This is a genomic window from Nocardia sp. NPDC050717 (assembly GCF_040654275.1).
GTDB lineage: Bacteria > Actinomycetota > Actinomycetes > Mycobacteriales > Mycobacteriaceae > Nocardia.
Genome location: NZ_JBFAHR010000002.1, coordinates 374642 through 393188, shown reverse-complemented (window position 1 = coordinate 393188; position 18547 = coordinate 374642). Strand labels below are relative to the sequence as shown.

Genomic DNA, 18547 nt, shown 5'->3' with positions numbered 1-18547 from the left:
TCGAATCGACTCAACTTTACCGGCCGAAGTTCCGACTTTACAGTGCGGGTCGGCCGCCCCCGGCTCGCCGTCACCTTTCGGCGAGCACCTCGCCGATGTACCTGGCGACGGTGGCCACCGACGCCATCGTCCCGGGGTAGTCCATCCGGGTGGGCCCGAGCACACCCATGCCGCCCAGGACCGCGCCCGCCGCCCCGTAGCCGGTGGACACCACCGAGGTGCCGCGCATCTGCTCGACCTGGGTCTCCTCGCCGATCTGCACCATCACCTGGCCGGGCTGCTGTGCCGCGGCGAGCAGTTTCAGCACGATGACCTGCTCTTCGAGCGCCTCGAGCACGGTGCGCAGCGAGCCGGGGAAGCCGAAGTCGGCGACATTGCGGGTGAGGTTGGCGGTGCCGCCGAGGACGAGCCGCTCCTCCGGGTGCTCGACCAGGGTTTCCACCAGCACGGTCGAGACGCGGACCAGCACGTCCTTGATCTTGTCGGGCGCCCGTTCGGGCAGCCCGGCCACCGACGCGCTGGCCACCGAGAGCAGCTTGCCGTCCATGGCGCCGCCGAGCAGGCCGCGCAGGGCGGCGAGATCGTCGTCGGAGATCACCGCGCCCAGGTCGACGATGCGCTGGTCGACCCGCCCGGTGTCGGTGATCACCACCAGCAGCAGACGCGCGGGGTTGAGCGCGACGACCTCGATGTGGCGCACGATCGAGGCCGAGACCGTGGGGTACTGCACGACGGCGACCTGGCGGGTGAGCTGTGCCAGCAGGCGCACGCCGCGACGCAGGACGTCGTCCAGGTCGACACCCGATTCGAGGAACTCCATGATCGCGCGGCGCTCGGCGCCGGAGAGCGGCTTCACCTCGGCGATGCGGTCGACGAACTCGCGGTAGCCCTTGTCGGTGGGAATGCGGCCGGAGCTGGTGTGCGGCTGGGTGATGTAGCCCTCGGCTTCGAGGACCGCCATGTCGTTGCGGATCGTCGCGCTGGAGACACCCAGGTTGTGCCGCTCGACGAGCGACTTCGAGCCGATCGGTTCCTTGGTGGCGACGTAGTCCGCGACGATCGCTCGCAGGACCTCGAACCGCCGATCCTCGGTGCTCGACGCCATCGACCCCACCTCCTCGCTCGTGCCGGGTACCTCATCGGCCCGCGTGTATCGCTGCGTTCGTCGCACAGAGTCGCACGCGGACGCTCGCAGCGTCTCGTTCTCCAGTCTAATTGTCCAGCCCGCGATCGCCCGCGCACCTCGTCGTCCCACGCCCGGGTTGTCCACAGGGCGCGAGTTGTCCACAGATCGCCGATCGGGGCTGGTCGAGCTCGGGCGCGCGGCGTACGTTCGGCACTGATTCAGCTGTTCACCAGTGGTTTTCGGACCGGCGGGAGGGGTGCGCGATGCAGCGGGACACGGTGGCGGTGGATCCGGCGGAGTTCGCCGGATTCGATCGGGGGTGTGGGGAGTTCCTCCGGGTGATCGAGGAGATCCGGGTGCTGGCCCGCCGGATCGCCGAGCAGGAGCACTGGGGGCTCGGCGAGGACGACCCACGGCTGGTCTCCGCGGCGGCGCTGGTGGCCGGATTGCGCACCAAGGCGGGCGGCGGCGGAAACAGCGTCGACACCGTGATGGCGGCGCACGCCGTCGTGGTGACGGATCTGCGGCGGACACTCCGGCGGGCGCTGGAGCAGTTCACGCTCGTCGACGAGGAATGGGCCGGACAGCAGAGAGCAGTGGACAGCGTTGTGCCACAGCGGGTTCCGGCGGGAGACCGTGATGGTCGAGTATGAGCCGCCCGGCATTCCGGGCGGAGGTGAGAACGTCCGGAACTGGCGCCACCCGGAGATCGTCGCGGCGTTCGCCCCGCTCGAGGTGACGGGGGCGGTCGCGCAGGCGGACTGTTTCGCACTGATCGCGCACAGGTGGGAGGAGGGGGTCTCCGCGTTCGCCCGCGCCATGCGCGACGCACAGGCGCCCTGGTCCGGTGCCGCTGCGGCCGCCGCGAATGCGGCCCTCACCGCGTATCTCGCTGAGGCGAGGGACCTGTCCACCGCCCTGGTCGAGCTGTCCGGGGTGGTGCGGGCGGCCGCCGAGGCGATCGTGGCCACGAGATACGCGATCCCCGCACTCGTCACCACCGGGATCGGTGACGGCGCGGCGGAATACGGCGCTCAGGAAAGGGCACTGGAGACCGCGCGCACGGCGATGCACGAGCGGTACGTGCTGCCGTTCGGCGCGGTGGACCGCCGGATTCCGGTGCTGCCCATGCCGACTCGGCGAGTCGCCACCTTGCCCGAGGAGCGAGAGGCTTCAGGCGCGGAGGAACGGCAGCCTAGAGGGGCACTCACCGGATCGACGAACAGCAGACTGACAGCCGCGGATCGAACGGATGTCGGCCACGGCGGCACGCAACGACCGAATGACGACCGCGGCAGCACGGAACGACCGAATGACAGCGGCGGCAACGGGAATCATCCACAGCACGCGAGCAGGGACCCGAAGGACGACGAGGCGAGCGAGCGACCGAGGTCAGCTGATGCGGATTCCCAGGACCTGTCCGCGGCGGTGGGAGGCGGGTCGGGTGACCTCGGCGTGCAGGGCGGCCAGTCACCGGAGCAAGGTGTGGGTGAGTCGGTCGTCCGGACGGTGTCGAGCAATGCGGGCGTCGCGCCGCTGTCGGCGCCGGCCAGTGGCTTCGGCCTGCCAGGAGGGACCGCTCCCCTGCCCTCGGCGAGCACGGAGCCGGGCTCGGGGTGGTTCGGCGAACGTCCGGAGCGACACGATCTCTCGCCCGATGCGCGCCAGGCTGTGCGGGACGGCGGCACCTCGGCGACGGGATCGGCCGATCGGGCATGGGCCGGTGGCTCGCGCTATCAGCCGTCGCCACCCTCCGATGCGCTGGAGCCGGGGATCGGTCGCAGTGTCGCCGGCGCGGCGGGGCCGGTCATCGGGGCGAATCCAGCCTCGACGGTGTCCGCGCCGCGCATCCTTGATCGCCTGTTCCACTTCGGCGTACCACCCGGTGGCGGACAGGCGCCGGACCCGGAACATGAGCGGGCGCTGCCGGACTACTTGATCACGACTGCGAATACCGAAGCGCTGCTGGGCGATCGGCGCCCCACGGTCACCGGCGGCGTGATCGGCGGCGTGCCGCCCGCGCCGGACGGTGAGCAGCGATCAGCGTCGGCTCGGGTCTGACATGGCTACGAGCCGAGAGTGCCGGTCGCGGCGGGGCCGCGGGATCCGGCGGCGGGGTCGGCCGCCCGGGATGGGCGGCCGAGACCGAGCTAGCCGCGAGCTGCCGACTGCGCGGCGCCCACCTGCTTGCCCGCGAGGGCATCCAGGCCGAGCATCGCCAGCAGCGATACACAGTCTTCCGCGTCGTTGGAATGCGACGCGACCGTGCGGGCGGCGACCGCGCACTGCCGCGCGTTCTCCGCCTTCTCCGCAGAGCGCGCTTCCGCGAATTCGCTCTGCTCGTGGACGAGGGTGATGTGCCGTTCGGTGGACATATAGCTCCCTAGGATCGAGCCGAAGCCTACGCCCCCAATCGTTATCTTCGGCCGCGAACCCAGCGAAAGCCCCGGTTCGGCACCCCGGTGTCGACGGCCCGCGATGAGGTGTGCATCACGCCGGATCACTCCACTGACCGGGTGATCTTCCACGTCGCTCAGGCAGCGCGCCAGCCCGGAAATTCGGGTCACGAATCAATATCGCGCGGGCTACCCGCGCGCGGCCCGCACCATCCGCAGCTGCCCGATCTCGGCCACGTTCTTCATCAGTTCGGCATCGACCCAGGAGACCTGATGCGCGACCGTCAACCCGGCATCGGCCGGCCACGGATAGGCCGAACCCGCGTCGAGCGCGGCGTCGTCGAGTCCGTCGAGGATCTCGAGCCAGTCCGCGCGCAACCCGCGCAACCACTCGACGGTGGGGGCACCGGGTCCAGGCCAGGAGATCTCGGTCCGTTCGCGGGGCGGCCGGTGCCGCGCGTGGTCGATCGCCACGCTCCACCACCAGCCGATGTGCCAGGTGAGCCAGCCGATGGTCGGCACCGGGATCGGATCGGGTTCGGTGTCCGCCCAGTCCGCGACCCAGATCTCGTCGCCGTGCCGCCGCATCGTCCAGCACAGCTCGCCCGGCTCCCACAGGAAGTCGGCGGGTTCCAGCCGCTCGAGATGGAACGCGAACAGCGACCAGACGAGGTCGAATTGCCAACGCAGCAGGTCGGTTCGGGAGGACGGCACGCCGCGCATCGTGCCACGCCGACCCCTCGGCGGGGAACCGTTTTTCCCTGGCCGGCCGAGCACGCCGAGACCGCCCCCACCGATCCGGAGCGCACCCGCGCGCCGCGATGCGGGCCCGACGACGTCCGCGCTGCCGTCAGTCGGCCCCGCGATCGGTGCGCTCTTCGCGGGCGATGCCGTGTTTCGGCGTTCCGGGTCCGGCGCTCAGGTGAGCAGCTCGCGGACGATGCCGTCGGCGAGCAGGCGCCCCCGATCGGTGAGGATCAGGTGGTCATCGGTGAGCACCGCGAGTCCGTCGGCGAGGACGCGGTCGAGCGCGGGTCGCGCGGAGGGCGCGAGCGTGCCGACGGGGAGGCCGGTGCGGAGCCGGACCGTGAGCATGAGGTGCTCGGTGTAGCGCTCGTCGTCGGTGAGGGCCTCCCAGCCCGCGGCGGGCAGTCCGCCGAGTGCCACGCGGTCGGCGTAGCGCGCGGGATGTTTGACGTTCCACCAGCGGACGCCGCCGACGTGACTGTGCGCGCCGGGTCCGGCGCCGAGCCAGTCGCCTCCGTCCCAGTAGCCGAGGTTGTGCCGGCAGCGCGCCGCGTCGTTCGCGGCCCAGTTGGAGACCTCGTACCAGGACAGCCCCGCCTCGGCGAGGCGGGAGTCGATGCGCTCGTAGCGGGCGGCGAGCACATCGTCGTCCGGCGCGGGCAGCTCACCGCGACGGACCTTGCGCGCCAGTGCCGTTCCGTCCTCGACGATGAGCGAATAGGCGGAGACGTGATCGACTCCCGCTGCCAGCACCGCGTTCAGGCTCGCGTCGAGGTCGGCGTCGGTCTCGCCCGGCGTGCCGTAGATCAGGTCCAGGTTGACGTGGTCGAACCCGGCCGCCCTGGCCTCCTTCGCCGCGGCCACGGCGCGACCCGGCGTGTGCGTACGATCGAGCACCTTCAGCACGTGCTGGGCCGCGGACTGCATGCCCAGCGACACCCGGGTGTACCCGGCGGCCCTGATGCGCGCGAAGAATTCCGGCGAGGTGGACTCCGGGTTCGACTCGGTGGTCACCTCGGCGCCCGCGGCGAGGGTGAAGTTCGCGCGCACGGCGTCGAGGACTGCGGCCAGCCCGTCCCCGCCGAGCAGCGACGGCGTCCCGCCGCCGACGAAGATCGTCGACACCTCGGGCGTCGCGCTCGGCAGCGCGCCGAACTCGGTCGCGGCCGACGCGAGCTCGCCGCGCAGCGCCTCGAGCCACGACTGCGGCGACGCCGAGGTCCCCAGCTCCCCCGCCGTGTAGGTGTTGAAGTCGCAGTACCCGCACCGCGTCGCGCAGAACGGCACGTGCACGTACACCCCGAACGCGCCACCGCCGAAATCGCGCAGCACCGGCCGCTCGGCCTCGGCCGGTCTCACGCCGGAAGCCCCGGGAACAGCGCTGGTAGTCACCCCTCCAGTCTGCCGGGCGCCGCTGGACGCCCGTGCGCAGCCCTCGCGAATGCCCGGCAGACCAGCGGCCGGGGCCGCGGGCGGACGGTACCGAGCGCGCCGAAGCCGGGCGCCTCCTCGGGGTGTCGACACCCGCCGCACGGGCAGCCAGTCGACCGAAGGCGGCGTGAAGACCGCGGGCGGCTGCCCGCACTCTCCCGGTGTTCGAGCCGCCCCCGACCTTCGAGACCAGGCCCGCACGAGTGGCCGTACCACCGGCCACCTGCGCTACGTCAGCGCTGGTGGCCCGGTGGGCCGCCTGGCGACCGGGTCAGTCCGCCACCACCGGGGTGTTCTGATTGGCGGTGAGCACCCAGGCGCCGTCCTCCTTGGTCATCACGTACATCGGGGTGCCCCGGCCGGTGACCTCGCCGTCGAGGTCCACGTAGGTCTGGCGGATCTTGACGGCGGCGACATCGGGGCGCAGGAACAGCACGTGCTCGATCTCGTAGGTCGCCTTGCCGTGCGTGGTGGCGCCGGGCAGGACCCGCGCGGTGAACTCGGCGATCGCCGCACGGCCGAACAGGCGCTTGCCGTGGCCCGTGGTCCAGATCGCGTCCTCCCGGAAGACGCCGGTGAACTCGTCGATCAGCTCGTTGTCCTGCGCATGGGCGATGGTGTCGACGACGGCGCGCAGGGCCGCCAGTTCGGTGTCGAGGTCGGCGGGGGTCCGGCCGGCCACGGTGGCGTCGGTGCTCATGCGATCACTGTGCAACCTCAACGACACTCCAGGTCAACGCGCTGTGCCGTACCGCACACAGCGATCCGAAGACGTATCACCGGTCGCTTACGCGCGGCCGGGTATGACCCCCGTCACAGAACGGGACACCCGTCCAGGGAATTTCCCCCAAAAGTGCGGGAAATATCTCCTCGGGGTCGGAACGACCCGGCTGACATGGCACAATAGGCGCATGCACGCAACTGGAGTACGACTCGTGGCCCGCCGCCACGTCGACTTCCAGCGTGTCTGCAGCGCCTGTTGTCGGCCCGGTTTCCACCGGTAGCGCAGCGGCGTCCCCGCCCGGGTTTCTCCCGGTGCCTTCGACTCTCATCGGCCCGCTGACCACCTGACGCGAGCCAGCCCCTCGCGCCTTCAGCACGGATGTACCACCCACCCCGCAGGAGCGACCCCACATGACGTCGAGCACCGACGCCGCTTCGACCGACCAGTCGACGCCGCAGGCCAGCCCCGAGCGCGCAGCAGCCAAGCGCCCGGCAGCCGAACGCCGCGTGCGGCCCGACCGGCCGCGCAGCGAGGCGCCCGTCGCGCCGCGCGAGCGCACCGGCAAGCCGGTCCGCCGGCGTTCCGAGGGCCAGTGGGCCCTCGGCTACCGCGAGCCGCTGAACCCGAACGAGCAGTCCAAGAAGGACGACAATCCGCTCAACGTGCGCGCGCGGATCGAGAACATCTACGCCAAGGGCGGCTTCGACTCGATCGACAAGGCCGATCTCCGCGGCCGCTTCCGCTGGTGGGGTCTCTACACCCAGCGCGAAGAGGGCTACGACGGCACCTGGACCGACGACGACAACATCGACCTCCTCGAGGCCAAGTACTTCATGATGCGGGTGCGCTGCGACGCGGGCGCGCTCAACGCCGCCCAGCTGCGCACCATCGGCCAGATCTCCACCGAGTTCGGCCGCGACACCGCCGACCTGTCCGACCGCGAGAACGTCCAGTACCACTGGATCGAGGTCGAGAACGTCCCCGAGATCTGGCGTCGGCTGGAGTCGGTCGGCCTGCACACCACCGAGGCGTGCGGCGACTGCCCGCGCGTGATCCTCGGTTCGCCGCTGGCCGGTGAGTCGCTCGACGAGATCATCGACCCCACGCCCGCGATCGACGAGATCGTCAAGCGCTACATCGGGAAGAAGGAGTACTCCAATCTTCCCCGCAAGTTCAAGACCGCGATCTCGGGCCAGCAGGACGTGGTGCACGAGATCAACGACGTCGCGTTCGTCGGTGTGAACCACCCCGAGCACGGGCCCGGCCTGGACCTGTGGGTCGGTGGCGGTCTGTCGACCAACCCGATGCTGGCCAAGCGCGTCGGCGCGTGGGTGCCGCTCGACGAGGTGCCGGATGTGTGGGAAGCCGTCGTGTCGCTGTTCCGCGATTACGGCTACCGCCGCCTGCGCACCAAGGCCCGCCTGAAGTTCCTCATCAAGGACTGGGGCATCGAGAAGTTCCGTCAGGTGCTCGAGGACGAGTACCTGAAGCGCAAGCTCATCGACGGTCCCGCGCCGGAGCAGCCTGCCAAGCCGATCGACCACGTGGGCGTGCAGAAGCTGCGCAACGGCCTCAACGCCGTCGGCTTCTCCCCCATCGCCGGTCGCGTGTCGGGCACCATCCTGAGCAAGGTCGCCGACGCCGCCGAGAAGTACGGTTCGGACCGTATCCGGTTCACTCCGTATCAGAAGCTGATCGTCCTCGACATCGCCGACGACCAGGTCGACGCGCTGATCGACGAGCTCGAACCGCTGGGCCTGCAGGCGCGTCCGTCGATCTGGCGGCGGAACCTGCTCGCCTGCAGCGGTATCGAGTTCTGCAAGCTGTCGTTCGTCGAGACCCGCAAGCGCTCGCAGGTGCTCGCCCCCGAGCTCGAGCAGCGCCTGGCCGACATCAACGCGCAGCTCGACGTGCCGATCACGATCAACATCAACGGCTGCCCGAACTCGTGCGGCCGGTCCCAGATCGCCGACATCGGCTTCAAGGGCCAGCTCGTCGACGACGGCAACGGGAATCAGGTCGAGGGCTTCCAGGTTCACCTGGGTGGCAGCCTCGGTCTGGACAGCGGGTTCGGCCGCAAGCTGCGTCAGCACAAGGTGACCAGCGTCGAGCTCGGCGACTACATCGAGCGCGTGGTGCGCAACTTCGTCAAGAACCGCGAAGACGGTGAGCGCTTCGCGGTGTGGGCGGTTCGCGCCGACGAGGCCGACCTCCGCTAGTGGATGAGGAGATCTCAACTGTGACAACGAATCTCGCCGCCAAGCTGTCCGAGGACGAACTGCGTGCCATCGCCGAGCAGGGCGCGGCCGAACTGGGCCCCGAGGCCTCGGCCGTCGACCTGATCGCCTGGACCGACCGGACTTTCGGCAACAACTACATCGTCGCCTCGAACATGCAGGACGGCGTGCTGGTGCACCTGGCCGCGCAGGCCCGCCCCGGCGTCGACGTGCTGTTCCTCGACACCGGCTACCACTTCGCCGAGACCATCGGCACCCGCGACGCGGTCGAGGCCGTGTACGGGGTGAACGTGGTGAACGTGCGGCCCGAGCACAGCGTCGCCGAGCAGGACGAACTGCTGGGCAAGGACCTGTTCGCGCGCGACGCGGGCGAGTGCTGCCGGCTGCGCAAGGTGGTCCCGCTGAAGAAGTCGCTGTCGGGCTACAACGCCTGGATCACCGGCATCCGCCGGGTGGAGGCGCCCACGCGCGCCAACGCCCCGCTGATCTCCTTCGACGAAGCGTTCGGCCTGGTGAAGATCAACCCGATCGCACCGTGGTCCGACGACGAGATGCAGGCCTACATCGAGGCCAACGGCATCCTCGTCAATCCCCTGGTGGAAGAGGGCTACCCGTCCATCGGCTGCGCACCCTGCACGCGCAAGCCCGAGCCGGGGTCCGATCCGCGCAGTGGCCGCTGGGCCGGCCTCGCCAAGACCGAGTGCGGATTGCACCAATCATGACCGTCACCACCTCTGGGAGTGAGCCTGTGAGTACCCACACCACCGAACGCGATCTCGGCCTGACCGAGTTCGACACCCTCGCGGCGCTGGAGTCCGAGGCGATCCACATCTTCCGTGAGGTCGCCGGCGAGTTCGAGCGGCCGGTGATCCTGTTCTCCGGCGGCAAGGACTCCACGGTGCTGCTGCACCTGGCGCTCAAGGCCTTCTGGCCCGCGCCGCTGCCGTTCGCGCTGCTGCACGTCGACACCGGGCACAACCTCGACGAGGTGCTCGAGTTCCGCGACAAGGTGGTGGACAAGTACGGGCTGCGCCTGCACGTGGCCTCGGTCGAGGAGTACCTGGCCGACGGCCGCCTCACCGAGCGCCCCGACGGCATCCGCAACCCGCTGCAGACCGTCCCGCTGCTCGACGCCATCACCGAGCACCGCTTCGACGCGGTCTTCGGCGGCGGCCGCCGCGACGAGGAGCGTTCGCGCGCCAAGGAGCGGATCTTCTCGCTGCGCAACGCCTTCGGTCAGTGGGACCCGAAGCGGCAGCGACCCGAGCTGTGGAACCTGTACAACGGCAAGCACGCGCCGGGTGAGCACGTGCGCGTGTTCCCGCTGAGCAACTGGACCGAGCTCGACATCTGGCGCTACATCGCCCGCGAGGACATCGATCTCGCCTCGATCTACTACGCCCACGAGCGCCCGGTGTACCAGCGCGACGGCATGTGGATGACCCCCGGCGTGTGGGGCGGCCCGACCGAGAACGAAGTGCTCGAGACCCGGTCGGTGCGGTACCGCACCGTCGGCGACGGTTCCACCACCGGCGCCATCATCTCCGACGCCGCCGACAACGAGGCCATCCTGGCCGAGGTCGCCGCGTCCCGACTGACCGAACGCGGTGCCACCCGCGGCGACGACCGGGTATCGGAAGCCGCCATGGAGGACCGCAAGCGAGAGGGTTATTTCTGATATGTCCGACCTGTTGAGGCTGGCCACCGCCGGTTCTGTCGACGACGGCAAGTCCACTCTGGTCGGACGGCTGCTCTACGACACCAAGTCCGTGCTGGCCGATCAGATCGACGCCGTCACCCGCGCCTCGGTGGACAAGGGTCTGTCGACTCCCGACCTGTCGCTGCTCGTGGACGGCCTGCGCGCCGAGCGGGAGCAGGGCATCACCATCGATGTGGCCTACCGCTACTTCGCCACGCCGAAGCGCTCGTTCGTGCTGGCCGACACCCCGGGGCACGTGCAGTACACCCGCAACACGGTGTCCGGCGCGTCCACCGCGCAGCTGGTGATCCTGCTCGTCGACGCGCGCAAGGGCGTCATCGAGCAGACCCGCCGCCATGCCGCCGTGCTGGCGCTGCTCGGCGTGCCGAAGCTGGTCCTGGCCGTGAACAAGATCGACCTGGTGGACAACCCGGCCGAGGTGTTCGCCGCGATCTCCGCGGAGTTCAACGCGCTCACCGCCAAGCTGGGCTGGTCCGACGACGACGTGCTCGAGATCCCGGTCTCGGCGCTGCACGGGGACAACATCGCCAGCCGCTCGGAGAACACCCCCTACTACGACGGCCCCTCGCTGATCGAGCACCTGGAATCGGTGCCGGTGGACGCGGATTCGACCGGCACGCACGCCCTCGGCCTGCGCTTCCCGGTGCAGTACGTGATCCGTCCGCGCACCGCCGAGTACCCCGACTACCGCGGCTACGCGGGTCAGATCGCGGCCGGTTCGGTCTCCCCCGGTGACGAGATCGTGGTGCTGCCCTCGGGCAAGCGCACCACCGTCGAGCGCATCGACACCCCCGACGGCGAACTCGCCGTCGCGCAGGTGGGCCGCAGCGTGACGCTGATCCTGGCCGACGAGGTCGACATCTCGCGCGGCGACATCATCGCCTCGGTCGCCGACGCCCCGGAGCCGATCGACACCTTCGACGCGACGGTGTGCTGGCTGGGCGACAAGTCGCTGCGTCCCGGTGCGCGGCTGCTGCTCAAGCACGGCGCCAAGACCACGCAGGCGATCGTCGGCGCGCTCGTGGAGCGATTCGACGAGCAGACCCTGACGGCCGAGCCGAGCCCGGAGACCTTGGAGCTCAACGACATCGGCCGCGTCTCGCTGCGCCTGGCCGAGCCGATCCCGGCCGACGACTACCGCACGAACCGGCACACCGGCTCGTTCCTGCTGATCGACCCCGCCGGCGGCAACACGCTGGCGGCAGGCCTGGTGGGCGACGTGCTGACCTCGGTCGAGGTCGGTAGCGCGGTCTGATGTCGCGCACGCTCGCCCCGTCGCGTGGTGCCGCCCCGGTGCCGCGCGGCGTCGGCGGGCCCGCGCTGATCGCGGTCGCCCACGGCAGCCGCGATCCGCGTTCGGCGGCCACCATGGCCGCCGCCGTCGCCGAGATCGCCGCGGCCCGACCGGATCTCACGGTCCGGCTGGCCTTCCTGGATCTGTGCGCACCGTCCGTCGATCAGGTGGTCGACGATCTCGCCGCCCGGGGACACACCGACGCCATCGTCGTTCCCCTCCTGCTGGGCAGCGCTTTCCATGCCCGCGTCGACCTGCCCGCCCTGCTGGACCAGGCACGGCACCGGCATCCCCGGCTTCGGCTCACCCAGGCCGACGTCCTCGGCGCCGACCCACGTCTGATCACGGCACTGCACGACCGCGTCATCGAGGCTGTCGCCGGTGCGCCGGGCGGTGGCGTGGGAGCAGAGGCGGGCACGGCAGTGGGTGCCATCGGCCCTGTGGACGCCACCGGTGCGGCAAGCCGCGCCACTCCCACGGGCGCGAGTGGTCCAGCGGACGCGGCCTCGATCGCAGCCACTTCAGCGGGCGAAGGCACCTCAGCGGTGTCGGGAACCGTTCCCGCCGGCTTCGCTGCCGGTGTTCCCGCGCGTGGCACCGGGACGCTGGGGATCGTGGTCGCCGCGGTGGGTTCGCGCAGCGCCGCCGCGAATCTGCGCACCGCCACGGTGGCTCGCCTGCTGGCGGAGGTGACCGGAGCACGGACCGAGATCTGTTTCGCCACCGTGGAACCCGGTATCGCGGCCGCCGTGGATCGCCTGCGGACGCGGGGCGCGCGGCGCATCGTGGTGGCCCCGTGGTTCCTCGCACCCGGCCTGCTCACCGACCGGCTACACGCCGCGGCCCCTGACCTCCGCCACGCCGATGTCATCGGGGCGCATGCCGCGCTGACCGATGTCGTCTTGGCCCGCTACGACAGCGCGTTCGGGGCGGAACTCGAACTCTCCGCCTGATTTCCGGGTGCGCGATCGCCGAGGGGCGCGCGCAGCAGTCCGACGATCATGTCGACGATCTGCGGCGGGGTGGGGCCGAGAAGGCCGGGCGACTCGCGGGTGCGTTCACCATCGGCCAGCAGCGCGAACAGCGTCGTCGCCATCGACGAGATCCGGCTGTCGCGCTCGAGTGGGGTTCCGCCGGGTAGCAGCGCGCGCAGCGTGTCGGTGATGGTCGCCCAGGCCGGGCTGTGTTCCCCCGGCGGCCAGTCCTTGACCCGGTGACGCATGACCTCGAGGAAACGAAAGTAGTGCGTCGAGCCCTGCTCCGCCGCGGCGTCCAGGAGCGCGGTGACCAGCGCCTCGACCAGCGCACGCGTGTCGCCCTCGTCGATCGCGGCCAGTCGCCGCGCACACGAGGCCTCCACGGCCTCCAGCCGTCGCTCGACGATCGCCCTGACCAGTCCGTCGCGGTCACCGAAGTAGTACTGCACGGCGGAGTTGTTGCGCTGGCCCGCCGCGGCGGCCACCTCACGCAGCGGCACACCCGCGCCGTGGTCGGCGAACATCCGCTCGGCGGCGAGCAGCAGGGCATCGATCGTCACGGGAGAATTCTACCCCCCCTTTCATTAAGCGAACTTGCTTAACAATTCTGGGTATCAACGCTGCTCAGCGCCGAAATCCGCCATACCCCAGCATCATTCGACGCGAGACCCCCTCCCGCTGACCGGGAGATGAATGCGTCACGCTCCGTCCACGTCCGCACAATGAAAAACGCCGCGCGGGCACAGCGACTCCGATCATCACCCAACTGGAGAATGACAATGGGATCACAACCGGACGAAATACGCATGATCGAAACGGGCCGAAATCCGGAGCGATTCGCCCGAGGATGGCACTGCCTCGGCCTGCTGAAGGATTTCCGAGACGGCTTACCGCACCGGATCGACGCCTTCGGCACCGCACTGGTCGTCTTCCGATCCGAGGTCGACGGACGGATCAACGTCCTCGATGCCTTCTGCAGGCACATGGGCGGAAACCTGGCAGACGGAACGGTCAAGGGCGATTCGATCGCCTGTCCGTTCCACGACTGGCGGTGGGGCGGCGACGGCAAGTGCACCGGTATTCCGTACGCGCGCCGGGTACCACCCCTGGCCAGGACCCGCGGGTGGACGACGATGGAGCGGCACGGCCAGCTGTTCGTGTGGCACGATCCGCAGGGCAACCCGCCGCCGGCCGAGGTGACGATTCCGGAGATCGAGGGCTACGGCACCGACGAATGGACCGACTGGAGCTGGAATTCGACGCTCATCACCGGCAGCCATTGCCGTGAAATGATCGACAACGTCGTCGACATGGCCCATTTCTTCTACGTCCATTTCGCCTTGCCGAAATACTTCAAGAATGTTTTCCAGGGGCACATCGCGTCGCAGTACATGTCGGCGATCGGGCGACCGGATGTCCACCTCGGAACCGCCTACGACAAATCCGACGCCGAACTACGTTCCGAAGCCTCGTACTTCGGCCCCTCGTACATGATCAACGGTCAGAAACTCGCCTCCGACGGGCACACCACCGAAGGCATCCTGATCAACTGCCACTACCCGGTGACCTCCGATTCGTTCGTGCTGCAATACGGCGCGATCGTGAAGAAGATCCCCGGCATGCCGGACGAGGTCGCCACCCAGACCGCGGAAGCGTTCGCCACCAGCCTCGAAGTGGCGTTCCGCCAGGACATCGAGATCTGGAAGAACAAGTCCCGCATCGACAATCCCCTGCTGTGCGAGGAGGACGGCCCGGTCTACCAGCTCCGCCGCTGGTACGAGCAGTTCTACGTCGACGTGGCCGACGTCGAACCGGAGATGGTGAATCGCTTCGAATTCGAGGTCGACACCACCCGCGCCCTGCGGTCCTGGGAGCAGGAGGTGTCGGACAACATCGCCAACGGTCGCGAACTGTACGCCTGACATGGAGTAGCGCGGCCGGGCCGACGCGGCGTGCCGGCAGGCGCGACGCGTCGGCCCGAGCCGCGGCCGTCAGGTGACTCAGTTCACATACTCACCCCTTGGTTAGATACCCCCTGGGGGTATATTCTCGGTTCAGAAGCACAGCGAATCGAGAGGCGAACCGATGACCACCAACGCCCACGCCGGCCACCACACCACCGCGCACGCCGCCCACCAGCACCACGCCGGTCACACCGCGGTCGCCACCGATCACGGCGACGCGCACGCCGGTCACGATGCTCACGCCGCCCACGGTGATGCCCACGCCGGGCACGGTGCCGGCACACCAGGCGGCCTGCTGATCACGCAGGACGGCTACACCCTCGACCTCGACACCACGGTCGCCGAGCCGGGCGGGATCGACTTCCGGTTCCGGATTCTCGGACCCGACGGCAAGCCGGTCACCGAGTTCGATCCGATCCACGACCGCGAGCTACATCTGATCGTCGCGCGGCGGGAGCTGACCGGGTTCTGGCATGTCCACCCGGTCCGCGAGACCGACGGCACCTGGGCGATCCGGCTCGACCTCCCCGAGGCGGGCGCCTACCGGGTGTTCACCGACATCGCGCCGCGCGCGCTGGGCCGGACGATCACCCTGGGCGCCGATCTCGCGATCGCGGGACAGTATGCGCCGCAGCCCGTTCCGGCCGTCGGACGGCTCGCGGAGGTCGACGGTTACGCGGTGACCGTCGGCGGCGAACTGCGCGCCGAGGGCGACCTGCTGACGCTGACGGTCCGCAAAGACGGTGCGCCGGTGACGGATCTACAGCCCTACCTGGCCGCCTTCGGCCATCTGGTGATCCTGCGGGCGGGCGACCTCGCCTATGTGCACGTCCACCCCAACGGCGAACCGGGCGACGGGATCACCCCGGCCGGTCCCGAGATCACCTTCCACACAGCGGTTCCCGGCCCCGGCACCTATCGCCTGTTCCTGGACTTCAAACATGGTGACGTGGTCCGCACCGCCGCCTTCACGCTGGCCACGGAGGTCGCCGCGGAACCGCCTGCCGCACACCATCACTGAACTCGACAGCAGCGCCACGGCGCCGTCACCCGGAAACAGGGTGACGGCGCCGTTTCGTATGCCTATGCCGCAGTGCCGGAAAGCAGGCGCGCGGCGATCTTCCGCGCCGTCTCCACCCGTGCCGTGTCCCCGAGCTGGCGAGCGATATTGGCGGCGCTGACGATCGCGTCGAGCTCGAAGACCAGCACGTCGGCGTCGACCCCGGGGAGCTCGCCGAGCTCTTGCGCCTTGCAGATCTCCCCGGTCAGCAACGCGAGCCACTCGTCGTGATCGGCGACCACGGCGTCGCGCACCGGCCCCTGCTTGCTGCTGAACTCGGTGAGGGTGGCGACGCGGAAGCAGCCGCCGGGAAACGGCGGGTCCTCGATGTGCGCGAACCAGCGATCGAGCAGCGAGCGCACCCGGCCGATGCCGCGCGGTTCGCGCAGGCTGGGCGCGATCACCCGCTCGATGAAGACCTCGCGGGCAGTGTGCACGGCGGCGAGCTGGAGCGCCTCCTTGGTGCCGAAGAGCGTGGCGATGCCGCTCTTGCTGAGGCCGAGGTCGGTGGCGAGCATGCCGATGCTGAGACCGTCGAGCCCTTCGACGGAGGCCAGCTCGGCGGCGCGGCGCGCGATGGTCGCCCTGGCCCTCGCCCCTTTGGCGAGTCGTTGATCAACGGGCTCGGTCCGGGTCATGGAGCTCATTCTTCCACTCCCTCTTGCCTAGGTGAACGATCGGTCGTACTTTAATCTACGAACGATCGTACGTTCTTATTTCTCCCTGTGAAGGAACTCCCATGACCGACGTTTCCGCGCGGCCCGACGATCCGGCGATCACACCGCCCGGCACCGCGGGCCGCACCCTGGCCGTTGCGGTCGGTGCCGCGTTCATCGCTTTCCTCGATCTCTCGGTGGTCAACATCGCGTTCCCGACCATCGCCGAGACCTACCCCGGCACCGCGACCAGCACGCTGACCTGGATCGTCAGCGGCTACGCCATCGCCTTCGCGGCGCTGCTCACCCCGGCGGGCAGGCTCGCCGACGTGCTCGGACGGCGCAGGCTGTTCGTCCTCGCGCTGGCCGGCTTCGCCGTCACCTCACTGCTGTGCGGACTCGCGCCCGGCGCGGACTGGCTCATCGCCGGGCGCGTCCTCCAGGGCGCGACCGCCGCCTTCATGGTGCCCGCCGCGCTCGGCCTGGTCCTGGCCGTCACGCCGCGGGCGAAGATCGGCGCCGCCATCGGCGCCTGGTCGGCCGCGGGCGGATTCGCCGCCGTGGTCGGACCGGCGATCGGCGGCGCGCTCGTCGAGACTCTCGGCTGGCGGGCGGTCTTCCTGGTCAACGTGCCGATCGCGCTGATCCTGATCGTGCCGGGACTGCGGCTGCCCGCGGCCCAGCGCCAGGACCGGGACTCAGCGCTCCCCGATCCGGTGGGCATCCTCGCCGTCGCGCTCGGTCTCGGCGCCGTGGTCGCCGCGGTCACCGAGGGACAGAACTGGGGCTGGACCGCCCCCGGCACACTCATCGCGCTGCTCGGCGGCGCCGCGCTGGTGGTGTTCGCGCTGGTCCGCTCCCGACGGCACCCGGATCCGGCCGTGGCCGTATCGCTGTGGCGGGACCGGCGATTCGCCCTCGCGAACGCGGGCTCGTTCCTGTTCGGCGCGACGATGTTCGCCTGGCTGCTCGCCGGGCCCATGTTCCTCGACGCGCTCTGGGGCTATTCGGTCCTCGAATCCGCGGCCGCGCTGACCGTCGGCGCGGTGGCCTCGATGATCACCGCCGTGCTCACGGGCCGGGTCACCACTCCGCGCGGACAGCGCGCGGCAGGCGTCTTCGGGGCGCTGCTGTACACCGCCGCGCTCGCCTGGATGAGCACCGACGCGTTCGGCCCCGATCCGGCGCTGTGGTCGGCGTGGATACCGGCCGGGCTGCTCGGTGGCGGCGGCATCGGCGTGGTCGTCACAGTGCTCGGCACGGCGGCCGCGAGTTCTGTTCCGCCACACCAGTTCGCGGCGGGCATCGGGATGAACCTGACCGCCCGGCAGGTGGGCGGCGCGCTCGGCGTCGCCGTGCTGGCCGCCGTGTTCACCGCGATCCCCGAGACCGTGCGCGCCTTCCACACCCTGTTCGCGCTCTGCGCCGCGCTCGGTGTCGCTGTCGCCGTGCTGCTCGCCGTCCCGGCCCGCACCCCTGTCACCCTCGACGACTAGGAGTTCGAGATGTCTTCCACCACTTCACTGCCCGAGCGGTTCACCGAGGCCGACGATCCGCTGCTGCTCGCCCCGGACGCGGCGGCCGCCCTGCTGCGCGACGCACCGTGGCGGCGCTTCGCGGTGCTCGGCGATTCGATCGCCGCGGGCACGGGCGACCCGAGCCCCGGCTACGCCGCCACGGGCTGGGCCGACCGCGTCGCGGCGACCCTGTCGGTGGTGAATCCCGCACTGGCCTACCTCAATACCGGGCGCATCGGCGCGACCAGCGGCCAGGTCCGCGAGCGGCAGTTGCCCCAGATCCTGGAATTCGGCCCGGATCTCGTGCACGTCAGCTGCGGCGGCAACGATCTGTTCGAAGCGGGCGGTGATCCCGGCGCCCTGCGGGAGAACCTGTCCGCGATCTTCGCCGCGCTGACCGAGGCGGGTGCCGTGGTGTCGACGTTCACGGTGGCCGATGTCTGGGCCGTCGACCGGATGGCGCCCATGCGCGCGATGCGACCGCGCATGGCCGCGATGAACGAGGTGATCCGCGCGGTGGCCGGTGAATACGACGCGGTCCTCACGGAGTTCTGGGAGCACCCGGTACGTACACGACCCAGCCTGATGAGCGCGGACCTCATCCACTTCACGACCAGCGGACACGCGGTGGTGGCGACGGAGGTCACCCGGGCCCTGGCCGGCCGGTTGGGCCGCGACTGACGTCTCAGCGTCCTCGC

18 protein-coding genes are annotated in these 18547 nt (G+C 70.0%); 11 read left to right on the top strand and 7 right to left on the bottom strand.

The window, feature by feature from the left end; genetic code table 11:
* Positions 1-70: 70 nt before the first annotated feature.
* The gene (gene hrcA, locus AB0H56_RS07855) at positions 71-1105 is read right to left on the bottom strand and encodes a heat-inducible transcriptional repressor HrcA (RefSeq protein ID WP_110039633.1); all 1035 of its coding nucleotides are present in this window, start codon (positions 1103-1105) and stop codon (positions 71-73) included.
* A gap of 284 nt (positions 1106-1389) precedes the next feature.
* Here hrcA and AB0H56_RS07850 point away from each other — a divergent pair, with 284 nt between their 5' ends.
* Together AB0H56_RS07850 and AB0H56_RS07845 are read left to right on the top strand one after the other, a co-directional pair.
* Positions 1390-1779, top strand: a complete 390-nt coding sequence (locus tag AB0H56_RS07850; RefSeq protein ID WP_357158847.1) for a hypothetical protein — start codon at positions 1390-1392, stop codon at positions 1777-1779.
* Positions 1766-3187 (top strand): hypothetical protein, encoded by a 1422-nt coding sequence (locus AB0H56_RS07845; protein WP_357158844.1) that lies wholly within the window; start codon positions 1766-1768, stop codon positions 3185-3187. The genes AB0H56_RS07850 and AB0H56_RS07845 overlap by 14 nt, the downstream gene beginning before the upstream one ends.
* An 89-nt stretch (positions 3188-3276) precedes the next feature.
* On the opposite strand, the gene AB0H56_RS07840 is transcribed toward AB0H56_RS07845, so the two are convergent.
* From AB0H56_RS07840 to AB0H56_RS07825, 4 genes are all read right to left on the bottom strand, one after another.
* A complete protein-coding gene (locus AB0H56_RS07840) occupies positions 3277-3501 on the bottom strand; it encodes a hypothetical protein (protein WP_110039567.1) in 225 nt (74 codons plus the stop codon).
* A gap of 210 nt (positions 3502-3711) precedes the next feature.
* Positions 3712-4245 (bottom strand): DinB family protein, encoded by a 534-nt coding sequence (locus tag AB0H56_RS07835; protein ID WP_357158841.1) that lies wholly within the window; start codon positions 4243-4245, stop codon positions 3712-3714.
* Between the two features lie 195 nt (positions 4246-4440).
* The gene (hemW, locus tag AB0H56_RS07830) at positions 4441-5628 is read right to left on the bottom strand and encodes a radical SAM family heme chaperone HemW (protein WP_357158838.1); all 1188 of its coding nucleotides are present in this window, start codon (positions 5626-5628) and stop codon (positions 4441-4443) included.
* Positions 5629-5971: 343 nt separating this feature from the next.
* Positions 5972-6400: an SgcJ/EcaC family oxidoreductase gene (locus AB0H56_RS07825; RefSeq protein WP_357158835.1), complete on the bottom strand. Its 429-nt coding sequence runs from the start codon at positions 6398-6400 to the stop codon at positions 5972-5974.
* Between the two features lie 434 nt (positions 6401-6834).
* Between AB0H56_RS07825 and AB0H56_RS07820 the strand changes: the two genes are divergently transcribed.
* Genes AB0H56_RS07820 through AB0H56_RS07800 form a run of 5 tightly spaced genes read left to right on the top strand, consistent with a single transcriptional unit; the run spans position 6835 to position 12628 of the window.
* A complete protein-coding gene (locus AB0H56_RS07820; RefSeq protein ID WP_357158832.1) occupies positions 6835-8643 on the top strand; it encodes a nitrite/sulfite reductase in 1809 nt (602 codons plus the stop codon).
* A 20-nt stretch (positions 8644-8663) separates the two neighbouring features.
* Entirely contained in the window at positions 8664-9383 is a 720-nt protein-coding gene (locus tag AB0H56_RS07815) for a phosphoadenylyl-sulfate reductase (RefSeq protein WP_357158829.1), read from the top strand.
* A gap of 26 nt (positions 9384-9409) precedes the next feature.
* Positions 9410-10339 carry a sulfate adenylyltransferase subunit CysD gene (gene cysD, locus AB0H56_RS07810; protein ID WP_357158826.1) on the top strand — a complete coding sequence of 310 codons (930 nt, stop codon included), beginning with the start codon at positions 9410-9412 and terminating at the stop codon, positions 10337-10339.
* 1 nt (position 10340) lies between these two features.
* Positions 10341-11636, top strand: a complete 1296-nt coding sequence (locus tag AB0H56_RS07805) for a GTP-binding protein (protein ID WP_357158823.1) — start codon at positions 10341-10343, stop codon at positions 11634-11636.
* Positions 11636-12628 (top strand): sirohydrochlorin chelatase, encoded by a 993-nt coding sequence (locus tag AB0H56_RS07800; RefSeq protein WP_357158820.1) that lies wholly within the window; start codon positions 11636-11638, stop codon positions 12626-12628. The genes AB0H56_RS07805 and AB0H56_RS07800 overlap by 1 nt, the downstream gene beginning before the upstream one ends.
* Here the strand turns inward: AB0H56_RS07800 and AB0H56_RS07795 are convergent.
* Positions 12586-13212 carry a hypothetical protein gene (locus AB0H56_RS07795; RefSeq protein ID WP_357158817.1) on the bottom strand — a complete coding sequence of 209 codons (627 nt, stop codon included), beginning with the start codon at positions 13210-13212 and terminating at the stop codon, positions 12586-12588. The two genes, AB0H56_RS07800 and AB0H56_RS07795, sit on opposite strands and share 43 nt — an antisense overlap.
* Before the next feature lie 213 nt (positions 13213-13425).
* Between AB0H56_RS07795 and AB0H56_RS07790 the strand changes: the two genes are divergently transcribed.
* Complete coding sequence (locus AB0H56_RS07790; protein WP_357158814.1) at positions 13426-14574, top strand: Rieske 2Fe-2S domain-containing protein; 1149 nt, start codon at positions 13426-13428, stop codon at positions 14572-14574.
* A 163-nt stretch (positions 14575-14737) separates the two neighbouring features.
* Positions 14738-15637 (top strand): hypothetical protein, encoded by a 900-nt coding sequence (locus AB0H56_RS07785; RefSeq protein ID WP_357158811.1) that lies wholly within the window; start codon positions 14738-14740, stop codon positions 15635-15637.
* Between the two features lie 62 nt (positions 15638-15699).
* Here the strand turns inward: AB0H56_RS07785 and AB0H56_RS07780 are convergent, their stop codons facing one another.
* Positions 15700-16314: a TetR/AcrR family transcriptional regulator gene (locus AB0H56_RS07780; RefSeq protein ID WP_357158808.1), complete on the bottom strand. Its 615-nt coding sequence runs from the start codon at positions 16312-16314 to the stop codon at positions 15700-15702.
* Between the two features lie 101 nt (positions 16315-16415).
* Here AB0H56_RS07780 and AB0H56_RS07775 point away from each other — a divergent pair, with 101 nt between their 5' ends.
* Positions 16416-17828, top strand: a complete 1413-nt coding sequence (locus tag AB0H56_RS07775; protein ID WP_357158805.1) for an MFS transporter — start codon at positions 16416-16418, stop codon at positions 17826-17828.
* Between the two features lie 9 nt (positions 17829-17837).
* Positions 17838-18530, top strand: coding sequence for an SGNH/GDSL hydrolase family protein (locus AB0H56_RS07770; protein WP_357158802.1), 693 nt, complete (start codon positions 17838-17840; stop codon positions 18528-18530).
* The last annotated feature ends 17 nt before the right edge of the window (positions 18531-18547 follow it).